Genomic DNA, 16,836 nt, shown 5'->3' on the forward strand with positions numbered 1-16,836 from the left:
TCAGGAAGCGGCGCGTTTTCTGGCTGGCTTGCGATCTTCCTGGATCAGTGCCTCGGCTGCATCTCTCGGCATCGGCTTACCGAGCAGGAAACCCTGGACCTCATCAAAGCCCTCGGCACGCAGCAGACGCAATTGGGCTTCCGTCTCGACGCCCTCGGCGAGTGTCGTCGCGTTGAAGCCACGCGCGATGCCGGCGACAGCGCGGATGATGGCGAGGTCGCCTGCGCCCGTCTGGATGCCCGAGACGAAGCTTTTGTCGAGCTTGATCTTGTCGAAGGGGAAGCTCTTGAGATAGCTGAGTGATGAATATCCCGTGCCGAAATCGTCGATGGCGATGCGGACGCCGAGTTCCTTCATCGCCTTGAGCAACGGTATGCCCTGGACGTTGTCGGCCAGGAAGACGCTTTCCGTAATCTCGACTTCCAGCCTGCCGGGGCATAGCCCCGTCTCATCCAGAATGTTGACCAGCGTCTGCAGCAGGCCGGCGTCGCGGAACTGGCTGACCGAGAAATTGACGGCGATCTTGAGATGGCTGGGCCAGCCGGCAGCTGTCGCGCAGGCTTCGCGGAGGACCCACGCGCCGATCTGCGAGATCAATCCGTTTTCCTCGGCCACGGGAATGAACTCGGCCGGTGACACGAGGCCGCGTACCGGATGTCGCCAGCGGATCAGTGCCTCGAAGCCCGTCAGCTCGCCGCTCTTCAGCTGCGTGATGGGCTGGTAATTCAGCTCGAACTGGTGCTCAGCGATGGCTTCGCGCATCTCCATTGCCAATGAGTGTCGGCGCTCGGCTTCTATACGCATGTCAGCCGAATAGGAGCGATAGGTTGAGCGGCCGGCATCCTTGGCTGCATAGAGCGCGAGATCGGCGCTACGCATCAGCACATCAACGGTGCGGCCGTCGATGGGACCGAGCGCAATGCCGATGCTGCAACTGACATATTCCCTGACCCCATCAAGATCGAAGGGTGTCTCCAGTGCTCGGAACAGTTGCTCGGCAAATTCGCGCGGGCGCTTGCCGGTTTTGCCGAGATCGAGCAGCACGGCAAACTCGTCGCCGCCGAGGCGGGCGACGAAGTCCCGCTCATCCTTCAACTCGAGCAGGCATCGAGCAATCCCGCAAAGAAGCGTGTCACCGGCGGGATGGCCGATGCTGTCGTTGATGTGCTTGAAGTGATCGACATCGACATAGAGCAGGGCAAATGCGCCGGTGTTATCCAGTTCCGACAAGCGGCTGCGGATATGATCGGTAAACGCAGCGCGGTTCGGCAGGCCGGTCAGGGCATCGTGCATCGCCAGCCGTTCGAGCTTGGCTTCGACCAGGCGCTCTTCGGTGACGTCCTGGGAGATGCCGACGAGGTATCGCGGCGCACGTCCGTCGGTCGATGGCAGGGCGCGCCTGAGCGTTCGTACGGTGCGGCGATTGCCATCGGTGCGCTCGACCTTCTCCTCCACGTGGGTGGTCGACGACGATGCGAACGCCCATTCGTCCTGCACGCGGAACTTCATTGCCTGCTCTGCGGGGAAGAGCATCGTGTCGTCCTTGTTGAGGACCTGCTCCCGCGTCAGGCCAATGATCGCGCCACAGGCCTCGTTGAACCGGATGTAGCGACCGTCCTCGGTCATGTCCTTGACGAACACGCCGACCGGCAGGTTGTCGACGATGCTGTCGAGCAATGTCTTGGTGGCAAGCGCCTCCCGCTCGGCGGCGTTGAGCTCGGTCCGGTCCTGGACGATGGCTAGGATGGCATTCCGGCCCTCCAGTCGCACTTCGCGCCCGTAGGTCAGGACCTGGAAAATCTCGCCGTTGGATTTGAGGTGCTCCCAGCGTTCGGCGATCTCCATGTCGCTGCGGTTCTGGACGGCGTCCAGCATGCGCTGCCGCTCGTAGCTCGGGCGGATGTCGAGGACGGTCCTGGCGCTGAATTCAGCAAGGGAATAGCCATAAAGGTCCTGTGCGGCGCGGTTGACGATCAGGAAACGCAGTGTGCCAGGGTCATAAACCCACATCGGTGACGGGTGTGTCTCGAACAGCGAACGGAAGTCGCCCTCGACGATGGTCTGCTTCCTGCTGCCTTTGTTCACTGCATTCATTCCGGCCACTGATCTTCGAATGGTGGAACGATAATCGAAAAAACTAAATAAAATCAGAATCATAGCAAGATCAATGCGTAGGCAGATGCTTGCTTTTTGTGCAGTATTCGAACCGCCTAAAATTGAACCGTCGAGTTCTCGGCTATCGACGGCCGGTGCCCAGGCGCTTTTCTACGTCGCGGGCAATGCGGTCGAGATCCCTCGGCATGCCGGCAAGTTTTTCGATTGCGGCGATTGCCAGATCGGTGGCGACGTAGTCAGGCTTATGGCCGAGGTTGCGGATCCAGTAGAGTTCCGACCCCTTGATGTCGCGCTTCAGGCCGCGGGAATGCAGTTCCTCATAGACGATGTCGTCGCTATCGCCGGTAATGATGATCGTCGGTGCGGTGATCTCGCGGTAATGCGGCTGGGTCTTCGTCACGTAATCCGACAGATTGGTGACATCGCTGCCATTGCTGCAGAAATTATCCGGCCTCAGCACCAGCGGGATGGCGGCCTTTTCGCTGTAGTCTTCGGGAACAGGATTGGGTGAGAAGACGTGGGTGATTCCCGCGTCGATCATCATCAGTCCGGCAGGTAGCGCCAACGTGTTACAGAAGAGTGTACCGAGGACGGGTATGTTGGCAAGGTCGTAATACCAATCGACGCCGCCCGGCCAGGGATGGGTGGCCGGCGAAAGGAAAAGCAGTCCGGCCACCATATCCTTGTGGCGTAGCGCCAGTGTCGCGGTCGTGGCACCGCCGAAGGAGTGGCCAACGATGATGGCCTCATCGATGCCCCTTGCCTTCATCAGTGCAGCGATCACATCGGCCTGGCCGTCCGGGGTCTGGTTCTTCTCGTCACCGCGTTCGGAGTAGCCATGGCCGGGCCGATCGACGAACAGCATTTCGGCGCGACCCTTGAGAGGTTCGAAGAACGCACCCATCGGATCGCGCAGGTTCCCGCTGGCGCCATGGATGAAAACCAGCGGCGGCAGGTCGGCACCTGCCGGGCGCGGCCAGTGGACGCTGTTGACCTTGATTCCGTCGATCTCGGTCAACTCGCCGATATGGGGGAATCGCTCGGCAATCCTGCGCACCTGCCAACGTGTGAAGGCGAAGCCGCAGGCGGCAATCACGAACAGGATGACAAGGAGAATGAGAAACAATTTTATGGCAAATGACATGAAGCGCTGTGGTTTACGTGATCGGATAATTCTTCATACGCCGCAACGGCCCAGAAGGTTTCACGTCTTCTGGCTGGAAAGCTTGTTGATCAGGTCGAGCGCCTGCTTTTGCGCTTCCTGATCTGCTGGGTAGTAACTGAGGTAAGTCTCGAATGCCTTGAGAGCCTGCGCATCGCGACCGCTTTCCTGCAACATGCTGGCAAGACCCGCAAGCGCGCCGATGTGGCGCGGCTCGAGCGCCAGGACGCGGGCGGTGTCGGACATCGCCTTGGGCAGGTTGCCCATCATGTAGTGGACGCTGGCGCGGCGGTTCCAGCCCTCGGCAAAATCCGGCTTCAGCAATGTGACCTGATCCAGCAGATCGAGGGCCACGCCATAGCGCTTGTCGGTCGCGGCCTTGCCGGCATTGGCCATCAGCATATCGACAGTGGCGCTGCCTGAAACGGCCAGTGTCTCGCGAATCTGGTCGGCAATGGCGCGCGCCGATTCCGGGCTGCGTTCTTTCTTCAATTTGCTGAAGAGTTCATCGAGCTGGCCGTCATTCGGCGCCAATGGTCCGAGCGGTTGCTCGACCAGTTTCTCGGTCTTGATGGCGGGGGCAGCATCATCGGCCAATGCGGGCTGGAAGCCGCAAGCGAGCACGATGGAAAGGGCAGGCATGAAAAAGCGCATGGCGGGCATGGTAGCCCGCCAGTGCGAATATTCAAACAAGATTCTCAAGCGCTCGAAGACGCGGGCAATCAGCCCTGGCGTGCCTTGTAGCGCGGGTTGAGCTTGTTGATGATGTAGACACGGCCCTTGCGGCGGACCAGGCGGTTTTCACGATGACGTGCCTTGAGCGCCTTGAGCGAATTTTTGATCTTCATTGTACTGATCCGCGACGTTGCCGGGTTTCCCCGATATGACTGACATTCAAAAGCGTGCCATTTGAGGGCGCGCCCGAGTTGAGGAGGCATGTAACGGCAGAAGGATATTCTGTCAACCGCCAGAGCCAGCATTTTCACCGCTATAGGGCGGCAATTCAAAGGAAAAGCCGCCTTTTGGGCGGCTTTCAACAGCGGTGGGGACGCTGCATGCAAAGGACTCAGTGGGTACCGAAAGCGGTTTTCAACAGCGACAGCTGCGCCTGAACCGAATTTTGGTTGTTGGCGGCAGGAACCGGAACTTCCGACGGGCGGTAGATCTCGCGATCGAGCAGGGCGACCCGATTCTGCAGGCGAACCGACTTTTCGATCAGGTCGCGGAAGGAATCGGGAAGGTCGGTCCAGCCGGGCGCGGAGCGGTCGACATTGAATGTATCGAGTCGGACCTTCTTCTTTTCGCTCATCACCTGCTCGCGGCTCATTTCGCCATTGTTGATGGCGCGCTGCAGCAGCAGCCAGGAGGCGACCTGCATCAGGCGAGTCGTCAGGCGCATGGATTCGGCGGCATAAAGCACGGATGCCATGCGCGGCAGGCTCTTGGAAGCCAGGCGGCCGGCGCCATCGAGGTAGCTGGCGGTTTCTTCCACCAGCGCCATGCCTTCGGTATACAGCCCCTTGAACTGGGCGGAGGAAGCCGCATGGCCGGCAAAGCTGATAGTGTTGGCTCCGGATTCAAGCATTGTTTTTTCCTGTTAAACGCATGACTGTAACAAAGGCCCCGAGGGACTATTCTTGATAACAGGATGATGCAGCCAGTTTAGCCCTGGTGCAAGATGATTCTTAAGGAAGGGTTAATCTCCACAGATTACCTTAAATCTTCGTAAAATTCAGGGATTGTAATGGCACAAAAAAAGAGCCGCGAAAGCGGCTCTCAAGGTAAAACAGGGAGAAAAATCAGACCCAAACCCCGGAGGGAAAATTGCCTGAGTCCAGAAGCTCTGGATGACAATAGTAATAGGCTGGAAAGGTTAATATTCGGTTAACCAGTATAGACTCGGTGTATTATTTTGCGGCGCTGCACCTATACGCTTGCCTGTTCAAACTGGTCAGGGCTACGGTCCGAAGAGGAGTTGAAGACTTATGCCGCTACGAATGCGGCGGCCGGGTGAACGCATGTGCGCGGAACCGGATTATCCTTGGCTTGATACACGCGAGACCTCTTCAATTCGGCGCAATCTTCATCTAGGCTCCCGCCATAGTTTGGGGAGTGGAAGAATCGCATGGCAGGTTCGGGTTTTTTCGATCGGGACGATAGCGGTGCCCAGATCGCCTATGGACGCAAGCTCTCAAGCCCGATGTCCTATTTCTGGACGATGGTCATCTTCCTCATTCTGGTCGGCTTCGCCGCGGCCATCCTCTTCCGACAGGCCCACAATGCCTTCGTCGCCAATCCGGGCCTGAACAGCCTCATATTGGGCGTGTTGCTGATCGGCATCCTGCTGGCCTTCAACCACGTGATTTCGCTCAGGCCGGAAGTCCGCTGGTTCAATTCCTTTCGTGCTGCCGGCAGCACCGAGAAAGCAGGCCGCGAGCCGGTGATGCTGGCGCCGATGCGGGCGCTGATCTCGTCGAGCCAGACGGGGGCACTATCGACCACGGCGTTGCGCTCGATTCTCGATTCGATCGCCTCGCGCCTCGACGAGACACGCGACACGACCCGATATCTCACCGGCCTGCTGGTGTTCCTCGGCCTGCTCGGCACATTCTGGGGTCTGCTTGGCACAATCGGTTCGATCAACACCGTCATCCAGGGGCTCGATGCCGGAGGCGGTGAGACGGCGGATATTCTCAATACATTGAAGGAAAGTCTGTCGGCGCCGCTTCAGGGCATGGGTACGGCATTCTCGACGTCGCTGTTCGGTCTTGCCGGCTCGCTGATCCTCGGCTTCCTCGACCTGCAAGCGGGCCGCGCGCAGAACCGATTCTACAATGAGCTTGAAAACTGGCTGTCGTCGGTCACCGATGTCTCCGGCGATTTTGCCGTGGCGCCGGTCGTCGATAGTCTTGCCACCGGATCGTCGGAGGAGCTCAAGACGCTGTCGGAGCAACTGGTGCGGATTACCCAGGAAGGCGGCAGCTCGCAGCGTTCGACCGCCGCCATGGCCAATCTTGCCGAAGGCATCCAGGGGCTGGTGCGCAACATGCGCACTGAGCAGCAGATGCTGCGCGACTGGATCGAGGCTCAGCAGGAGGAATCCAAGGCGCTGCGCCGCACCCTCGATCGGCTGACCGACAAGATCGAGGAAGAGTAGGATGGCGCGTCGCGGCAGCCGCCGGGAGCGGACGGTCGACTACTGGCCGGGGTTTGTCGATGCGCTATCGACGCTGCTGCTGTCGATCATGTTCCTGCTGACGGTGTTCGTGCTCGGCCAATTCATCCTCAGCCGCGAAATCTCCGGCAAGGATGAGGTGCTCGACCGGCTCAACAACCAGATTAACGAATTGACGCAACTGCTGGCGCTCGAAAAGGGCGGCAAGCAGGATCTCGAAGACTCGTTTGCCAATCTGCAGGCGCAGCTTGCCATGGCGGAAAGCGAAAAGTCCAAGCTGCAGAAGTTGCTCGACCAGGGAACGGGTACTGCGGACAGCGCTGAGGCGCGGGCAGGCACGCTGTCCGGCGAGCTCTCTCAGCAAAAAGAGGTCAGTGCGCGGGCTCTGAACCAGGTCGAGTTGCTCAACCAGCAGATCGCCGCGCTGCGCGCCCAGATCGCCGCAGTCGAGGAAGCATTGCAGGTGTCTGAATCCAAGGACAAGAACTCGCAGACCAAGATCGCTGATCTCGGCCGTCGGCTGAATGTCGCGCTGGCACAACGCGTGCAGGAATTGAACCGCTACCGTTCCGACTTCTTCGGGCGGCTGCGCGAGATCCTGTCGGATCGTGAGAATATCCGCATCGTCGGCGACCGCTTCGTCTTCCAGTCGGAAGTGCTGTTTCCCTCCGGCGGCGCCGACCTGAACGCGGCGGGTACGGGCGAGATGGACAAACTGGCGTCGGCAATCATCGATCTTTCCAAGGAAATTCCCGCCGAGATCAACTGGGTGCTGCGGGTGGACGGACACACGGACAATGTGCCGCTGTCCGGTACCGGCAAGTACGCCGACAACTGGGAGCTCTCATCCGGTCGCGCGACGTCGGTGGTGAAGTACCTTATCTCCAAGGGCGTGCCGGCCAACCGTCTGGTCGCGGCAGGCTTTGGCCAGTATCAGCCGATTGCAGAAGGCGACAGCGACGAGGCTCGGGGCCAGAACCGCCGTATCGAGCTGAAGCTGACAGAGCGGTAAATCGGCAATCAATATTGATGCAGAACCGCCGTCACCAGCACGGCGGCGATCATTACCAGGGCAATCTTCCAGAAATCGCGGCGCTTGCGCAATCCCGGCAAACCGATCGGCCGGACGAGGTGCAGGACCATCAGAATGATCGCCAGTATCGGAACGATTTTCGTCAAAATTCCAAATCCTTAACCATTCTGCCACACAATCGGCACGATTATTTAATTGGGTGGAGCTCCTGCCGGTGGGGGATCGTTGGCAAGGTGCTTTGAATGCGAATCGCTGCTCTCCGCCAAATCAGTATCATCCGTATGACAAGCCGTCAGGCTATGCCATAGTGCATCGCCTGTGGCGGAATTCGACAGTCCAGAGAGCCGGTTCATGAAGCAAAATCTGATTTCCGTTTTGGCCCTCCTGACCGGAACCCTGTTTTTGTTTCTCGGCAATGGTTTGCACAGCCTGCTGATGCCGATGCGCGGCACGTCAGAAGGCTATACCGAAACCATCATGGGCTTTTTCGGTACCTCGTGGGCTGGCGGCTTCGTGCTCGGCTGCATCTTCGCGCGTGCGCTGGTCAAGCGCATGGGCCATGTGCGAGCCTTCTCCGGCTTTATCTCGATCATCGCCATCACCGCGCTGCTGACCGGCATCTTCGTCGATCCGACCTTCTGGATCATCTCGCGCGCGGTGACTGGCTTCTCGACCGCTGCGACCTCGATGATCATCGAGAGCTGGCTGAATGAGCGGGCGGACAACAAGAGCCGCGGCATGATCTTCTCGCTCTACATTTCGATTACGCTGCTGGGCGTGGTTGGCGGACAGATGACGGTGGCCTTCGTCGATATCCACACACCCGTTCTGTTCATGATCGCCGGCATCTATTATTGCCTTGCGATGCTGCCGACGCTGATTTCGACAGCGCAGACGCCGAAGCCGTTGAGCGAAATCAGTCTCGATCTCACGGCTCTCTATCGAAACTCCCCGGTGTCCTTTATTGGCATCCTGCTGGTCGGTATCGCCAACGGTGCGTGGGGCACGCTGGGCGCCGTGTTCGGCTCCAAGGCGGGGCTGACAGCTGGCGACATCGCGTTGATGATGACGATCACCATCTTTGCCGGCGCCGCCATGCAGATGCCGGCCGGCCGTATGTCCGATCGCATGGACCGGCGTTATGTCATGGCGATCCTGTCCGGCATTGCCTGGCTTGCCGGCTTCCAGATGTTCGTCCTAGCGCCGAGCAATGTCGTCGTGTTGTTGATCCTGGTGGGCGTCTATGGCGCCACGGCAAACGCGCTCTATCCGATCGCGGTCGCGCATGCCAACGACTTCGCCAAGCCATCCGAGTTCATGAACGTCTCGGGCGGATTGCTGCTGCTTTACGGCATCGGCACGGTGATCGGCCCGTCGGTTGGCGGCCCGATCATGCAGCATTTCGGACCCTATGCGCTGTTCGGGGTGACGGCGACGGCACATGCCTTGATCACCATCCACGCGATCGTCCGCTCCAAGCTCAGGGCGCCAATCCCGGTCGGGGAACGCGACGCCTATACGTCCGTGTCGTCGGGCACGCAGACGACGCCGGAAAGCCTGTCGCTCGACCCGCGCTCGCAGCCCTTGCCGCCTTCCAGCGATAAGACTAGTTTCGATGAAAAGGATCTGGGAACGGAGGCGACATGACCCTGTTCGACGACGACAAGCCAGTCAAGAAGACCAGCCACGAGATCGGTGCTGATCTGTCGGCAATTTCCGTCGACGAGCTCGACAAGCGCATCGCGCTTCTCAAGCAGGAGATTGCGCGTATCGAAGCGGAGATCGCGGCGAAGTCATCGAGCCGCAATGTGGCGGAAAGCCTTTTCAAAAAGTAGGTCGGGTTTGCGAATCCGCGGCGCTAGGGTTGGAGACGGAACTGTTACGGCATCTCAAAGCACGACCGATTCTGTTCCTCTGCATGCTGATCGGTGCGGTGCTGTTCTTTGCCGTTCCATTCGAAAATGACCATGCCGCGCGTTGGCTTCTCGCCTGGAACATATCGGTATGCGCATATCTCGTGATGGCGGCTTACAAGATGATTGGCGCCACCGAGGAGTCAATGCAGAAGCGAGCCGAATTGGTCGACGGAGGGCGATACGGATATCTGGTGCTCTCGATCATCGCGGCCGTTGCCAGCCTGGCCGCGATCGTCATCGAACTCGTGAAGCTCAACGAGGAAAATGGCCACAATCCGCACGCGCTCTTCTACGTCTTGGTGTCTCTGGCCACGATCGTGCTCTCTTGGGCGTTTATCCAGATCATCTTCACCGAGCACTATGCCCACGAATACTACATGAAGGGTAAGGGCGAGGACCGGACCAGCAATCGCGAGGGTGGTGGAATCAAGTTCCTCGGCCACGAGCGTCCCAACTACATCGACTTTCTCTATTTCACGGTGACCATCGGCGTCGCCAACCAAACCGCCGACATCGGTATCGTATCGCGACAGATGCGACTTCTGGTGCTGATTCAATCGGTCATATCCTATTTCTTCAACACCACGATCCTGGCGCTCAGCATCAACATCGCTGCGAGCTTTCTCTGATTTGACCTCGGTGTTGTCGCGCCGGAGCCTTCCATTTGGCCATGAAAGGCTCTAGAGATCGCCTTTCATTAGACGATACCAGAGGCCACATGGACGTGAAGATCAGCAAAGCGCAATTGCGCAAGGCGCGGCTTGGTGCCCGTGATGCTATTCCGGTGGAAGAGCGGATTGATAAAAGCCTGCTGATGGCCGACCTCGCATCTGAAATCATCATGTTCGAGCCGGGTGAAGTGATCTCCGGTTTCTTCCCCATCCGGACCGAGGCCGATATCCGGCCGCTGATGCACCGGCTGAAAGGGCGCGGCGCGCGCCTTTGCCTGCCTGTGGTGCTGGACAAGCACACGATCGTCTTTCGCGAAATCTCCGACGGCATGCCTATGGTCGAAACAGGCTTCGGAACCAGTGGGCCTGGCCCGCAAGCAACGGTCGTAGACCCGGATATCCTGCTTGTTCCGCTTTCCGCCTTCGACGCGAGCGGCCACCGCATAGGATATGGCGCGGGTCACTACGACCGGGCCATTGCCAAACTCTATGCGAAGGGCCGCAAACCACGGTTGATTGGCATAGCCTTCGATTGCCAGCAAGTAGACATAGTGCCATTCGAGCCTCATGACGTTCCGCTGGATGCGGTTCTCACCGAAAGCGGGCTGCACGTGTTTCGGAAGGATCAGTGAATGCGTTTTCTGTTTCTCGGCGACATGGTCGGCAAGGTGGGCCGCGAGGCGGTGTGGAGCCGGCTGCCGGGCCTCATCTCCGATCTCAAGCTGGATTTTGTTGTCGTCAATGGTGAGAATGCGGCCGGCGGTTTCGGCATCACCGAGGACATCTTCACCTCGACACTGGCAGCCGGCGCCGATGTGGTGACGACGGGCAATCACGTCTGGGACCAGCGCGAGGCGCTGGTGTTTGCCGGCCGCCACGACCAGTTCCTGAGGCCGGCCAACTATCCCTCCGGCACGCCCGGCAAGGGCTCGGGCCTGTTTTTCGCCAAGAATGGCGCGCGCGTGCTGGTTGCCAACATTATGGGCCGGGTGTTCATGCATCCGGAACTCGACGACCCGTTCAAGGCGGCTGAAACGATCATCGAAGCGTGCCCGCTCGGTGAGCAGGCCGATGCCGTCATCTTCGATTTTCACGCCGAAGCGACCAGCGAAAAGCAATGCTTCGGACATTTCGTCGATGGCCGCGCGAGCTTCGTCGTCGGCACGCACACGCATGTGCCGACTGCCGATCATCAAATCCTCAATGGTGGCACGGCCTATCTTTCCGATGCCGGCATGTGCGGCGACTATGATTCCTCGCTGGGCATGGACAAGGAAGAGCCGCTCAACCGCTTCCTGACCAAGGTGCCGCGTGGGCGCATGGAACCGGCGACGGGTGCTGCGACCATCTGCGGCGTCGGCGTCGAGATCTCCGATCGTACGGGACTTGCAGAGAAGATCGCACCACTCAGGCTGGGCGCACGCCTGCAGGAAACGCTGCCGGATTTCTGGCGCTAGGCCTTGGGGCTCACGGCATTGTGAGCCGGTCTGGACGTTTTCGGTCTGGACCTCGTAGTCATCCTCCCGCATGTTTTTGCGGTTGCGGAGAGCTATGCGAGGTGGCGAAATGCTGCGATGGCTTTTGATGTTTGCTGGATTGCTGACTTTTCCGGCGATTGCCACGGCACAGGAACAGCCTCGCCATTACAGCCAATGCCAGGCCATTGCCCAGAACTTGCCGGGAGCCACGTTCGCCCACTACGATGTTGGTGCTGCGCCTAAGCTAACAGCCATTCCCACCGCGGCGGATCAGACGGTCAAGCTGACCTTTATCGGTCACTCGACATTCCTGATCGAGACGCCTGCAGGTGTGACGATCGCCACCGATTACAACGGCTACATCGTGCCGCCAGTCATGCCGCGCGTTGCCACCATGAACCGCGCTCACTCGACCCACTACACACTGACGCCCGATCCTCGGATCGAGTTTGTGCTGCATGGCTGGAGCGATGATCCCAGCAAGAAGGCTGAATATCATCTCGTCGTTGGCGACACGTTCATCCGCAATGTGACGACCGATATTCGCGGCGGCCTCGGCGGTTTTCAGCCGGACGGCAATTCGATTTTCATATTTGAGGTGGCCGGTCTCTGCATCGGCCATCTCGGGCACTTGCATCAGGAGTTGTCGGAGGGCCAGTATGCCGAGATCGGCAGGCTCGATGTACTGATGGTGCCCGTCGATGGCGGGCTGGCCATGGGCGCGGTCAGCATGAGCAGGGTGGTACAGCGGCTTCGGTCGTCGCTGATCCTGCCGATGCACCGGCCGGGACCGCCCCTCGCAAACTTCCTGGCGATGTTCAAGGCGGATTTCGACATAAGGCTGGCGCCATCCAACATCGTCGACATATCGGTCGACACGCTGCCGAAGAAACCGGAAATCCTGATCGTGAAAGGCATGCAGTGAATTGCATTGCCCCCTTGAATGCCGCCTTTTCAGGCAATATAAGGCCGCATTCAAGAAAACGAACCGATATGCAGGGGTGCCATGGCAGGCCATTCACAATTCAAGAACATCATGCACCGCAAGGGAAAGCAAGATGGGATCCGTTCGAAGATGTTTTCCAAGCTGGCGCGTGAAATCACCGTTGCCGCCAAGGCCGGCTTGCCCGATCCCGATATGAACTCCGCGCTGCGCCTGGCCGTCAACAACGCCAAGGCCCAGTCGATGCCGAAGGACAACATCGATCGCGCGATCAAAAAGGCATCGGGCGCCGACGGCGAGAACTATGATCAGGTCCGCTACGAAGGCTATGGCCCGGGCGGCATCGCCGTCATCGTCGAAGCGCTGACCGACAATCGCAACCGCACGGCGTCCAACGTCCGTTCGATCTTCACCAAGGCCGGCGGCGCACTGGGTGAAACCGGCTCGGTGTCATTCTCGTTCGACCATGTCGGCGAGATCACCTACAAGCTCTCCGCCGGCGACGCCGACAAGGTGATGGACGCAGCGATCGAAGCCGGTGCCGATGATGTCGTCACCGATGAAGACGGCCACACGATCTATTGCGGCTTTGAAGCCATGAATGAAGTGTCCAAGGCGCTTGAAGGCCTGCTCGGCCAGGCCGAAACCGTCAAGCCGGTCTGGCGCGCACAGAACTCGATCCCGGTCGATGAAGACCGTGCGCTGTCACTGATCAAGATGACGGATTCGCTCGAAGACGACGACGATGTGCAGAATGTCTATACCAACATGGACATTCCGGAAGACGTGCTGGCCAAGCTGTCTGCCTGATCCCATCTGTCGTCTGAGATATTGAGTGCCCGGATGCGAACCGCGTCCGGGCATTTTTCATGCTGCCAGTTTCATCTGCCCCGGCAGCGCCGCGAAGTGTTCGATCGATTTGAGGCGGGCGCTGAAATCATGGATCGGCGTCGAGATGATCAACTCATCGGCCTTGGTCGCTTCAAGAAAGCGCGAGAGTTGTTGTTGGGCTGTTGTTGGTGAACCGACAATCGCAAAGCTTAGCGCGTGCTCGACACCCATCCGTTCCATGTCGTTCCAGATACCGTCCATCGACCTCACGGGCTTCGGGAAGGGGCCGCGGACATTGCGGCGCAGATTGACGAATTGCTGTTGCGACGAGGTGAAGTGATAGGCTGCTTCCTCGTCGGTATCGGCGATCACGCCCATGATGCCGACCATCGTGTAGGGTTTGTCGAGTTGGGCTGATGGCTGGAAGCGTTCTCGATAGATCTGCAGCGCCTCGAACAGCGAATCTGGTGCAAAATGCGAGGCGAAGGCATAGGGCAGGCCGAGCATGCCGGCGAGATGTGCGCTGTAATGGCTCGAGCCCAGGATCCACAGCGGCACATGCGTGCCGTAGCCTGGCACCGCCAGCACCTTGGTGTCGTCGGTGGCATCGGCGAAATAGGATTGCAACTCCAGCACATCCTCGGGATAGCCATTGGCACCCGCTTCGAGATCGCGGCGGAGCGCGCGCGCGGTGCGCATGTCCGTTCCCGGCGCGCGGCCAAGGCCGAGATCGACGCGACCCGGAAACAGCGAGGCCAGCGTGCCGAACTGTTCGGCGACGACGAGGGGCGAATGATTGGGAAGCATGACGCCGCCCGAACCGATGCGAATGCGCGAGGTTGCGGCGCCGACATGGCCAATCAGGATTGACGTTGCAGCGCTGGCGACGGCCGGCATGCCGTGATGTTCGGCCAGCCAGTAGCGATGATAGCCCAGTTCCTCAGCCTTGATCGCCATCTGCCGGGTATTTTCGAGCGACTCCGAAATGGTGCTGCCTTCGGCGACGGTCGAAAGATCAAGGATTGAAAAGGGGATCATGGCGCAATTCCTGCAGCGGGGGTGATCTCCCCAAGCTAGGAACTGCGCCGGATTTGTTCAAGTATGCACGGTCGATTTGGCTCAGCTTGCCTTGCGCCATTGTTGCGCTGCGGCGGCTGCCAGATGGAATTGACCAAGACGGCTATCCATTTCCGTGGCCTCTTGTGCAAGTTTGTGGATCGCGGCCGTGGTTTCCTCGACCATGGCGGCATTCTGCTGGGTCATGGTTTCGATCTGGCTGATCGAAGCGTTGATGTCGCCGAGGCTCTGGGATTCCTCGCGGGTCGACAGCATCATCGCCTCGATCTCGCTGCCGATGGCACGGACATCGGCGCCGATCGCCTTGAGCGATGCCCCGGCCTTCTCGACAAGCGCCACGCCGACTTCGACTTCACCCGTCGATTTGTTGAGCAGACCGGAGATTTCCTTGGCGGCCTTGGCCGAACGCTGGGCGAGTTCGCGGACTTCCTGAGCGACGACGGCAAAGCCCTTGCCGCTTTCGCCGGCGCGCGCAGCCTCGACGCCTGCATTGAGCGCCAGCAGGTTGGTCTGGAAAGCAATCTCGTCGATGACGCTGATGATGGTGTTGATCTGTTGCGACGACCCCTGGATCGCCTGCATCGCCTGAATCGTCTGCTCCATGATTCTCGCGGAGGCTTCGGAACCCTCGGTGGCGCCTCTGGCCATGCGGGTGGCCTGCTCGGCTCGGGCCATCTGCGCCTTCACGGTGCCGGTGATCGCATCGATGGCGCTAGCCGCTTCGCTGATCGATGCGGTTTGGCGCTCGGTGCGGGTGGCGAGCTGGTCGGCGCTCTGGCGCATTTCGTCTGAACCGGCCGAGATGGCGGTCGAGTTTTCGCCGATTGCCGTCAGGGCCTCGGCAAGGCGGGCAGCGGAACTGTTGAAGTCGTGGCGCAGGCTTTCGAGTTCCGGCGGGAAGCTGTCGCTGATCTCGAAAGCGAGATTGCCTTCGGCCATCTGGTTGAGGCCCTGGCCAAGTGCTGCAACCACGCGTTCGCGGCTCTCGGCCTGGGCGCGTTCATCACGCTGGCGATGGAGGCGGGCGGCCTCGTCGGCCTGTTCGGCGGACTTCGCCTGCGCCTGCATTTCGCGTTGGGCGATCAGCGAATCCCGGAAGCGGGTCAGCGCGCGCGACATCGTGCCCATCTCGTCCTTGCGCTTCTCGCCCTTGATGACGGTTTCGAGATCGCCATTGGCAACGCTCTCGGTGGCTGATGCAAGCTTGGCAAGCGGCGCGAACATGCGCTGGAGAATGAACCAGGCGATGGTTGAAGTAGCGGCGAGGACGACGACACCGAAGATCGCGAGCAGGCTGGCGATGTTGATGGCGCCGGCATTCAGCTCGCTGTTGAGCACGCTTTCGGAAATCAGGTAGGTCTCGCCCGCGTCGTTCAATTTCGCGCTGAAGCTCGTGGCGGCGCCATCAGTTCGGTTGAACGGCGCGCTGGTCATCGAAGCCGAACCCAAGGCCGCATCGCGATAGTCGTAGGCGGCTGCATCCGGCAGCGTCAGATGACCATCTGCCGTGGCGCCGATCACGGTACTGTCCGACGTGATGATGTTGGTCTGCTCGGAGCTGCCTTCCGGGATCGCCATTGTCAGCACCTGGCTCAACACACTGTCGCGGACCTTGAAGATCATGATACCGCGCAGCACACCGAGATTGGCAATGGGAACCGCGACATAAACATCCGAGGTTTTCTCTGCCTTGTTCATCACCAGACCGGAGAAGGATCCCGGGATATCATCGCCTTCCGCCTTCGCCACGCTTGCGACAGCCTGCGCATAGACCTTGCCGAGGCCGGTTGCCGACAATTTCGGCTCGGTGGCATTTTCCGCGAAAGCCTCGCCCTTCTGGTAGGTGAAGAAGATATTGCCTTTGCTGTCGGCCATCAGCAGGTCGCTGAACGGGCTGGCGGCAAGCAGCTTGCCCACCTCAGGCTGAAGTGCTTCATGCGCCGAATAGTAGTAGCCGCCGGGGCCTTCCGGCTTGATCAGCAGGTTGCGCTTTTCAGGCGGATTGGGATTTTCAGCGACGAAGTACTTTTGCAGTTCCTTGCGGGCATCGCCTGGTGATTTGTCGAGGCTCTTCCAGCCGCCCTTCAGGTTGACCATCGATTGCTGCACGGCTTCGATCTTGGCAAGCGAGGAGGCTTGGTCTCGGACTTGATGCAGCTGGTTGGCCAGGTTGCTGGCGCGGAATTCAAGGATGCTCTTCATCGATGCCGATGTCTGGTCCATGAAAATGGTGCTGGAACCGACGTAACTCAGGACCGACAAGCCGGCGACGGAAACTGCCGTGAGTGCCAGGAAGATGGCTATAACTTTGGCCTGCAAGGACTGAAACAAACGTGGCATCGAATTCCCCATCGCATCGAGCGTCATGTTCAATTGTGTAGAAGGGTGGGCGCGGCGGCCCCACACGGCAAATCGCACCGCATTCGGTATTTCTC

The 16,836-nt window shown here is 59.6% G+C and carries 17 protein-coding genes; 9 read left to right on the plus strand and 8 right to left on the minus strand.

The features are described 5' to 3' along the window. The 5 genes from ACXHRN_RS03560 to rcdA form a co-directional block, all read right to left on the minus strand. Positions 1-2,094 carry a putative bifunctional diguanylate cyclase/phosphodiesterase gene (locus tag ACXHRN_RS03560; protein WP_488639968.1) on the minus strand — a complete coding sequence of 698 codons (2,094 nt, stop codon included), beginning with the start codon at positions 2,092-2,094 and terminating at the stop codon, positions 1-3. Positions 2,095-2,236: 142 nt separating this feature from the next. Continuing rightward, positions 2,237-3,259, minus strand: coding sequence for an alpha/beta fold hydrolase (locus ACXHRN_RS03565; RefSeq protein ID WP_488639969.1), 1,023 nt, complete (start codon positions 3,257-3,259; stop codon positions 2,237-2,239). A 60-nt stretch (positions 3,260-3,319) separates the two neighbouring features. Next, positions 3,320-3,940 carry a hypothetical protein gene (locus ACXHRN_RS03570; RefSeq protein WP_488639970.1) on the minus strand — a complete coding sequence of 207 codons (621 nt, stop codon included), beginning with the start codon at positions 3,938-3,940 and terminating at the stop codon, positions 3,320-3,322. A gap of 59 nt (positions 3,941-3,999) precedes the next feature. Further along, the gene (ykgO, locus tag ACXHRN_RS03575; protein ID WP_280778017.1) at positions 4,000-4,125 is read right to left on the minus strand and encodes a type B 50S ribosomal protein L36; all 126 of its coding nucleotides are present in this window, start codon (positions 4,123-4,125) and stop codon (positions 4,000-4,002) included. A 218-nt stretch (positions 4,126-4,343) separates the two neighbouring features. Then, positions 4,344-4,862, minus strand: coding sequence for a protease adaptor protein RcdA (gene rcdA, locus ACXHRN_RS03580; protein ID WP_488639971.1), 519 nt, complete (start codon positions 4,860-4,862; stop codon positions 4,344-4,346). Between the two features lie 540 nt (positions 4,863-5,402). Here rcdA and ACXHRN_RS03585 point away from each other — a divergent pair. Further along, positions 5,403-6,434 carry a flagellar motor protein MotA gene (locus tag ACXHRN_RS03585; protein WP_488639972.1) on the plus strand — a complete coding sequence of 344 codons (1,032 nt, stop codon included), beginning with the start codon at positions 5,403-5,405 and terminating at the stop codon, positions 6,432-6,434. A gap of 1 nt (position 6,435) precedes the next feature. Then, on the plus strand, positions 6,436-7,464 hold the full coding sequence (locus ACXHRN_RS03590; protein ID WP_488639973.1) for a peptidoglycan -binding protein: 1,029 nt from the start codon (positions 6,436-6,438) through the stop codon (positions 7,462-7,464). A gap of 8 nt (positions 7,465-7,472) precedes the next feature. Here the strand turns inward: ACXHRN_RS03590 and ACXHRN_RS03595 are convergent, their stop codons facing one another. Further along, a complete protein-coding gene (locus tag ACXHRN_RS03595; RefSeq protein ID WP_488639974.1) occupies positions 7,473-7,631 on the minus strand; it encodes a hypothetical protein in 159 nt (52 codons plus the stop codon). A 205-nt stretch (positions 7,632-7,836) separates the two neighbouring features. Here ACXHRN_RS03595 and ACXHRN_RS03600 point away from each other — a divergent pair, with 205 nt between their 5' ends. From ACXHRN_RS03600 to ACXHRN_RS03630, 7 genes are all read left to right on the plus strand, one after another. Next, positions 7,837-9,132, plus strand: a complete 1,296-nt coding sequence (locus ACXHRN_RS03600) for an MFS transporter (protein ID WP_488639975.1) — start codon at positions 7,837-7,839, stop codon at positions 9,130-9,132. Continuing rightward, positions 9,129-9,320, plus strand: a complete 192-nt coding sequence (locus ACXHRN_RS03605) for a DUF1192 domain-containing protein (protein ID WP_488639976.1) — start codon at positions 9,129-9,131, stop codon at positions 9,318-9,320. The genes ACXHRN_RS03600 and ACXHRN_RS03605 overlap by 4 nt, the downstream gene beginning before the upstream one ends. Positions 9,321-9,349: 29 nt before the next feature. Then, the gene (locus ACXHRN_RS03610; RefSeq protein ID WP_488639977.1) at positions 9,350-10,030 is read left to right on the plus strand and encodes a DUF1345 domain-containing protein; all 681 of its coding nucleotides are present in this window, start codon (positions 9,350-9,352) and stop codon (positions 10,028-10,030) included. 89 nt (positions 10,031-10,119) lie between these two features. Then, a complete protein-coding gene (locus tag ACXHRN_RS03615; RefSeq protein WP_488639978.1) occupies positions 10,120-10,704 on the plus strand; it encodes a 5-formyltetrahydrofolate cyclo-ligase in 585 nt (194 codons plus the stop codon). Continuing rightward, the gene (locus ACXHRN_RS03620; protein ID WP_488639979.1) at positions 10,705-11,529 is read left to right on the plus strand and encodes a TIGR00282 family metallophosphoesterase; all 825 of its coding nucleotides are present in this window, start codon (positions 10,705-10,707) and stop codon (positions 11,527-11,529) included. It begins immediately after the preceding gene. Positions 11,530-11,638: 109 nt separating this feature from the next. Beyond that, on the plus strand, positions 11,639-12,475 hold the full coding sequence (locus ACXHRN_RS03625; protein WP_488639980.1) for an MBL fold metallo-hydrolase: 837 nt from the start codon (positions 11,639-11,641) through the stop codon (positions 12,473-12,475). A gap of 81 nt (positions 12,476-12,556) precedes the next feature. Beyond that, a complete protein-coding gene (locus ACXHRN_RS03630) occupies positions 12,557-13,303 on the plus strand; it encodes a YebC/PmpR family DNA-binding transcriptional regulator (protein ID WP_488639981.1) in 747 nt (248 codons plus the stop codon). A 57-nt stretch (positions 13,304-13,360) separates the two neighbouring features. On the opposite strand, the gene ACXHRN_RS03635 is transcribed toward ACXHRN_RS03630, so the two are convergent. Further along, a complete protein-coding gene (locus ACXHRN_RS03635; protein WP_488639982.1) occupies positions 13,361-14,362 on the minus strand; it encodes an LLM class flavin-dependent oxidoreductase in 1,002 nt (333 codons plus the stop codon). Positions 14,363-14,443: 81 nt separating this feature from the next. Continuing rightward, positions 14,444-16,741 (minus strand): methyl-accepting chemotaxis protein, encoded by a 2,298-nt coding sequence (locus tag ACXHRN_RS03640; protein WP_488639983.1) that lies wholly within the window; start codon positions 16,739-16,741, stop codon positions 14,444-14,446. Positions 16,742-16,836: the final 95 nt, after the last annotated feature.

This window comes from Shinella sp. OV683 (assembly GCF_057787725.1).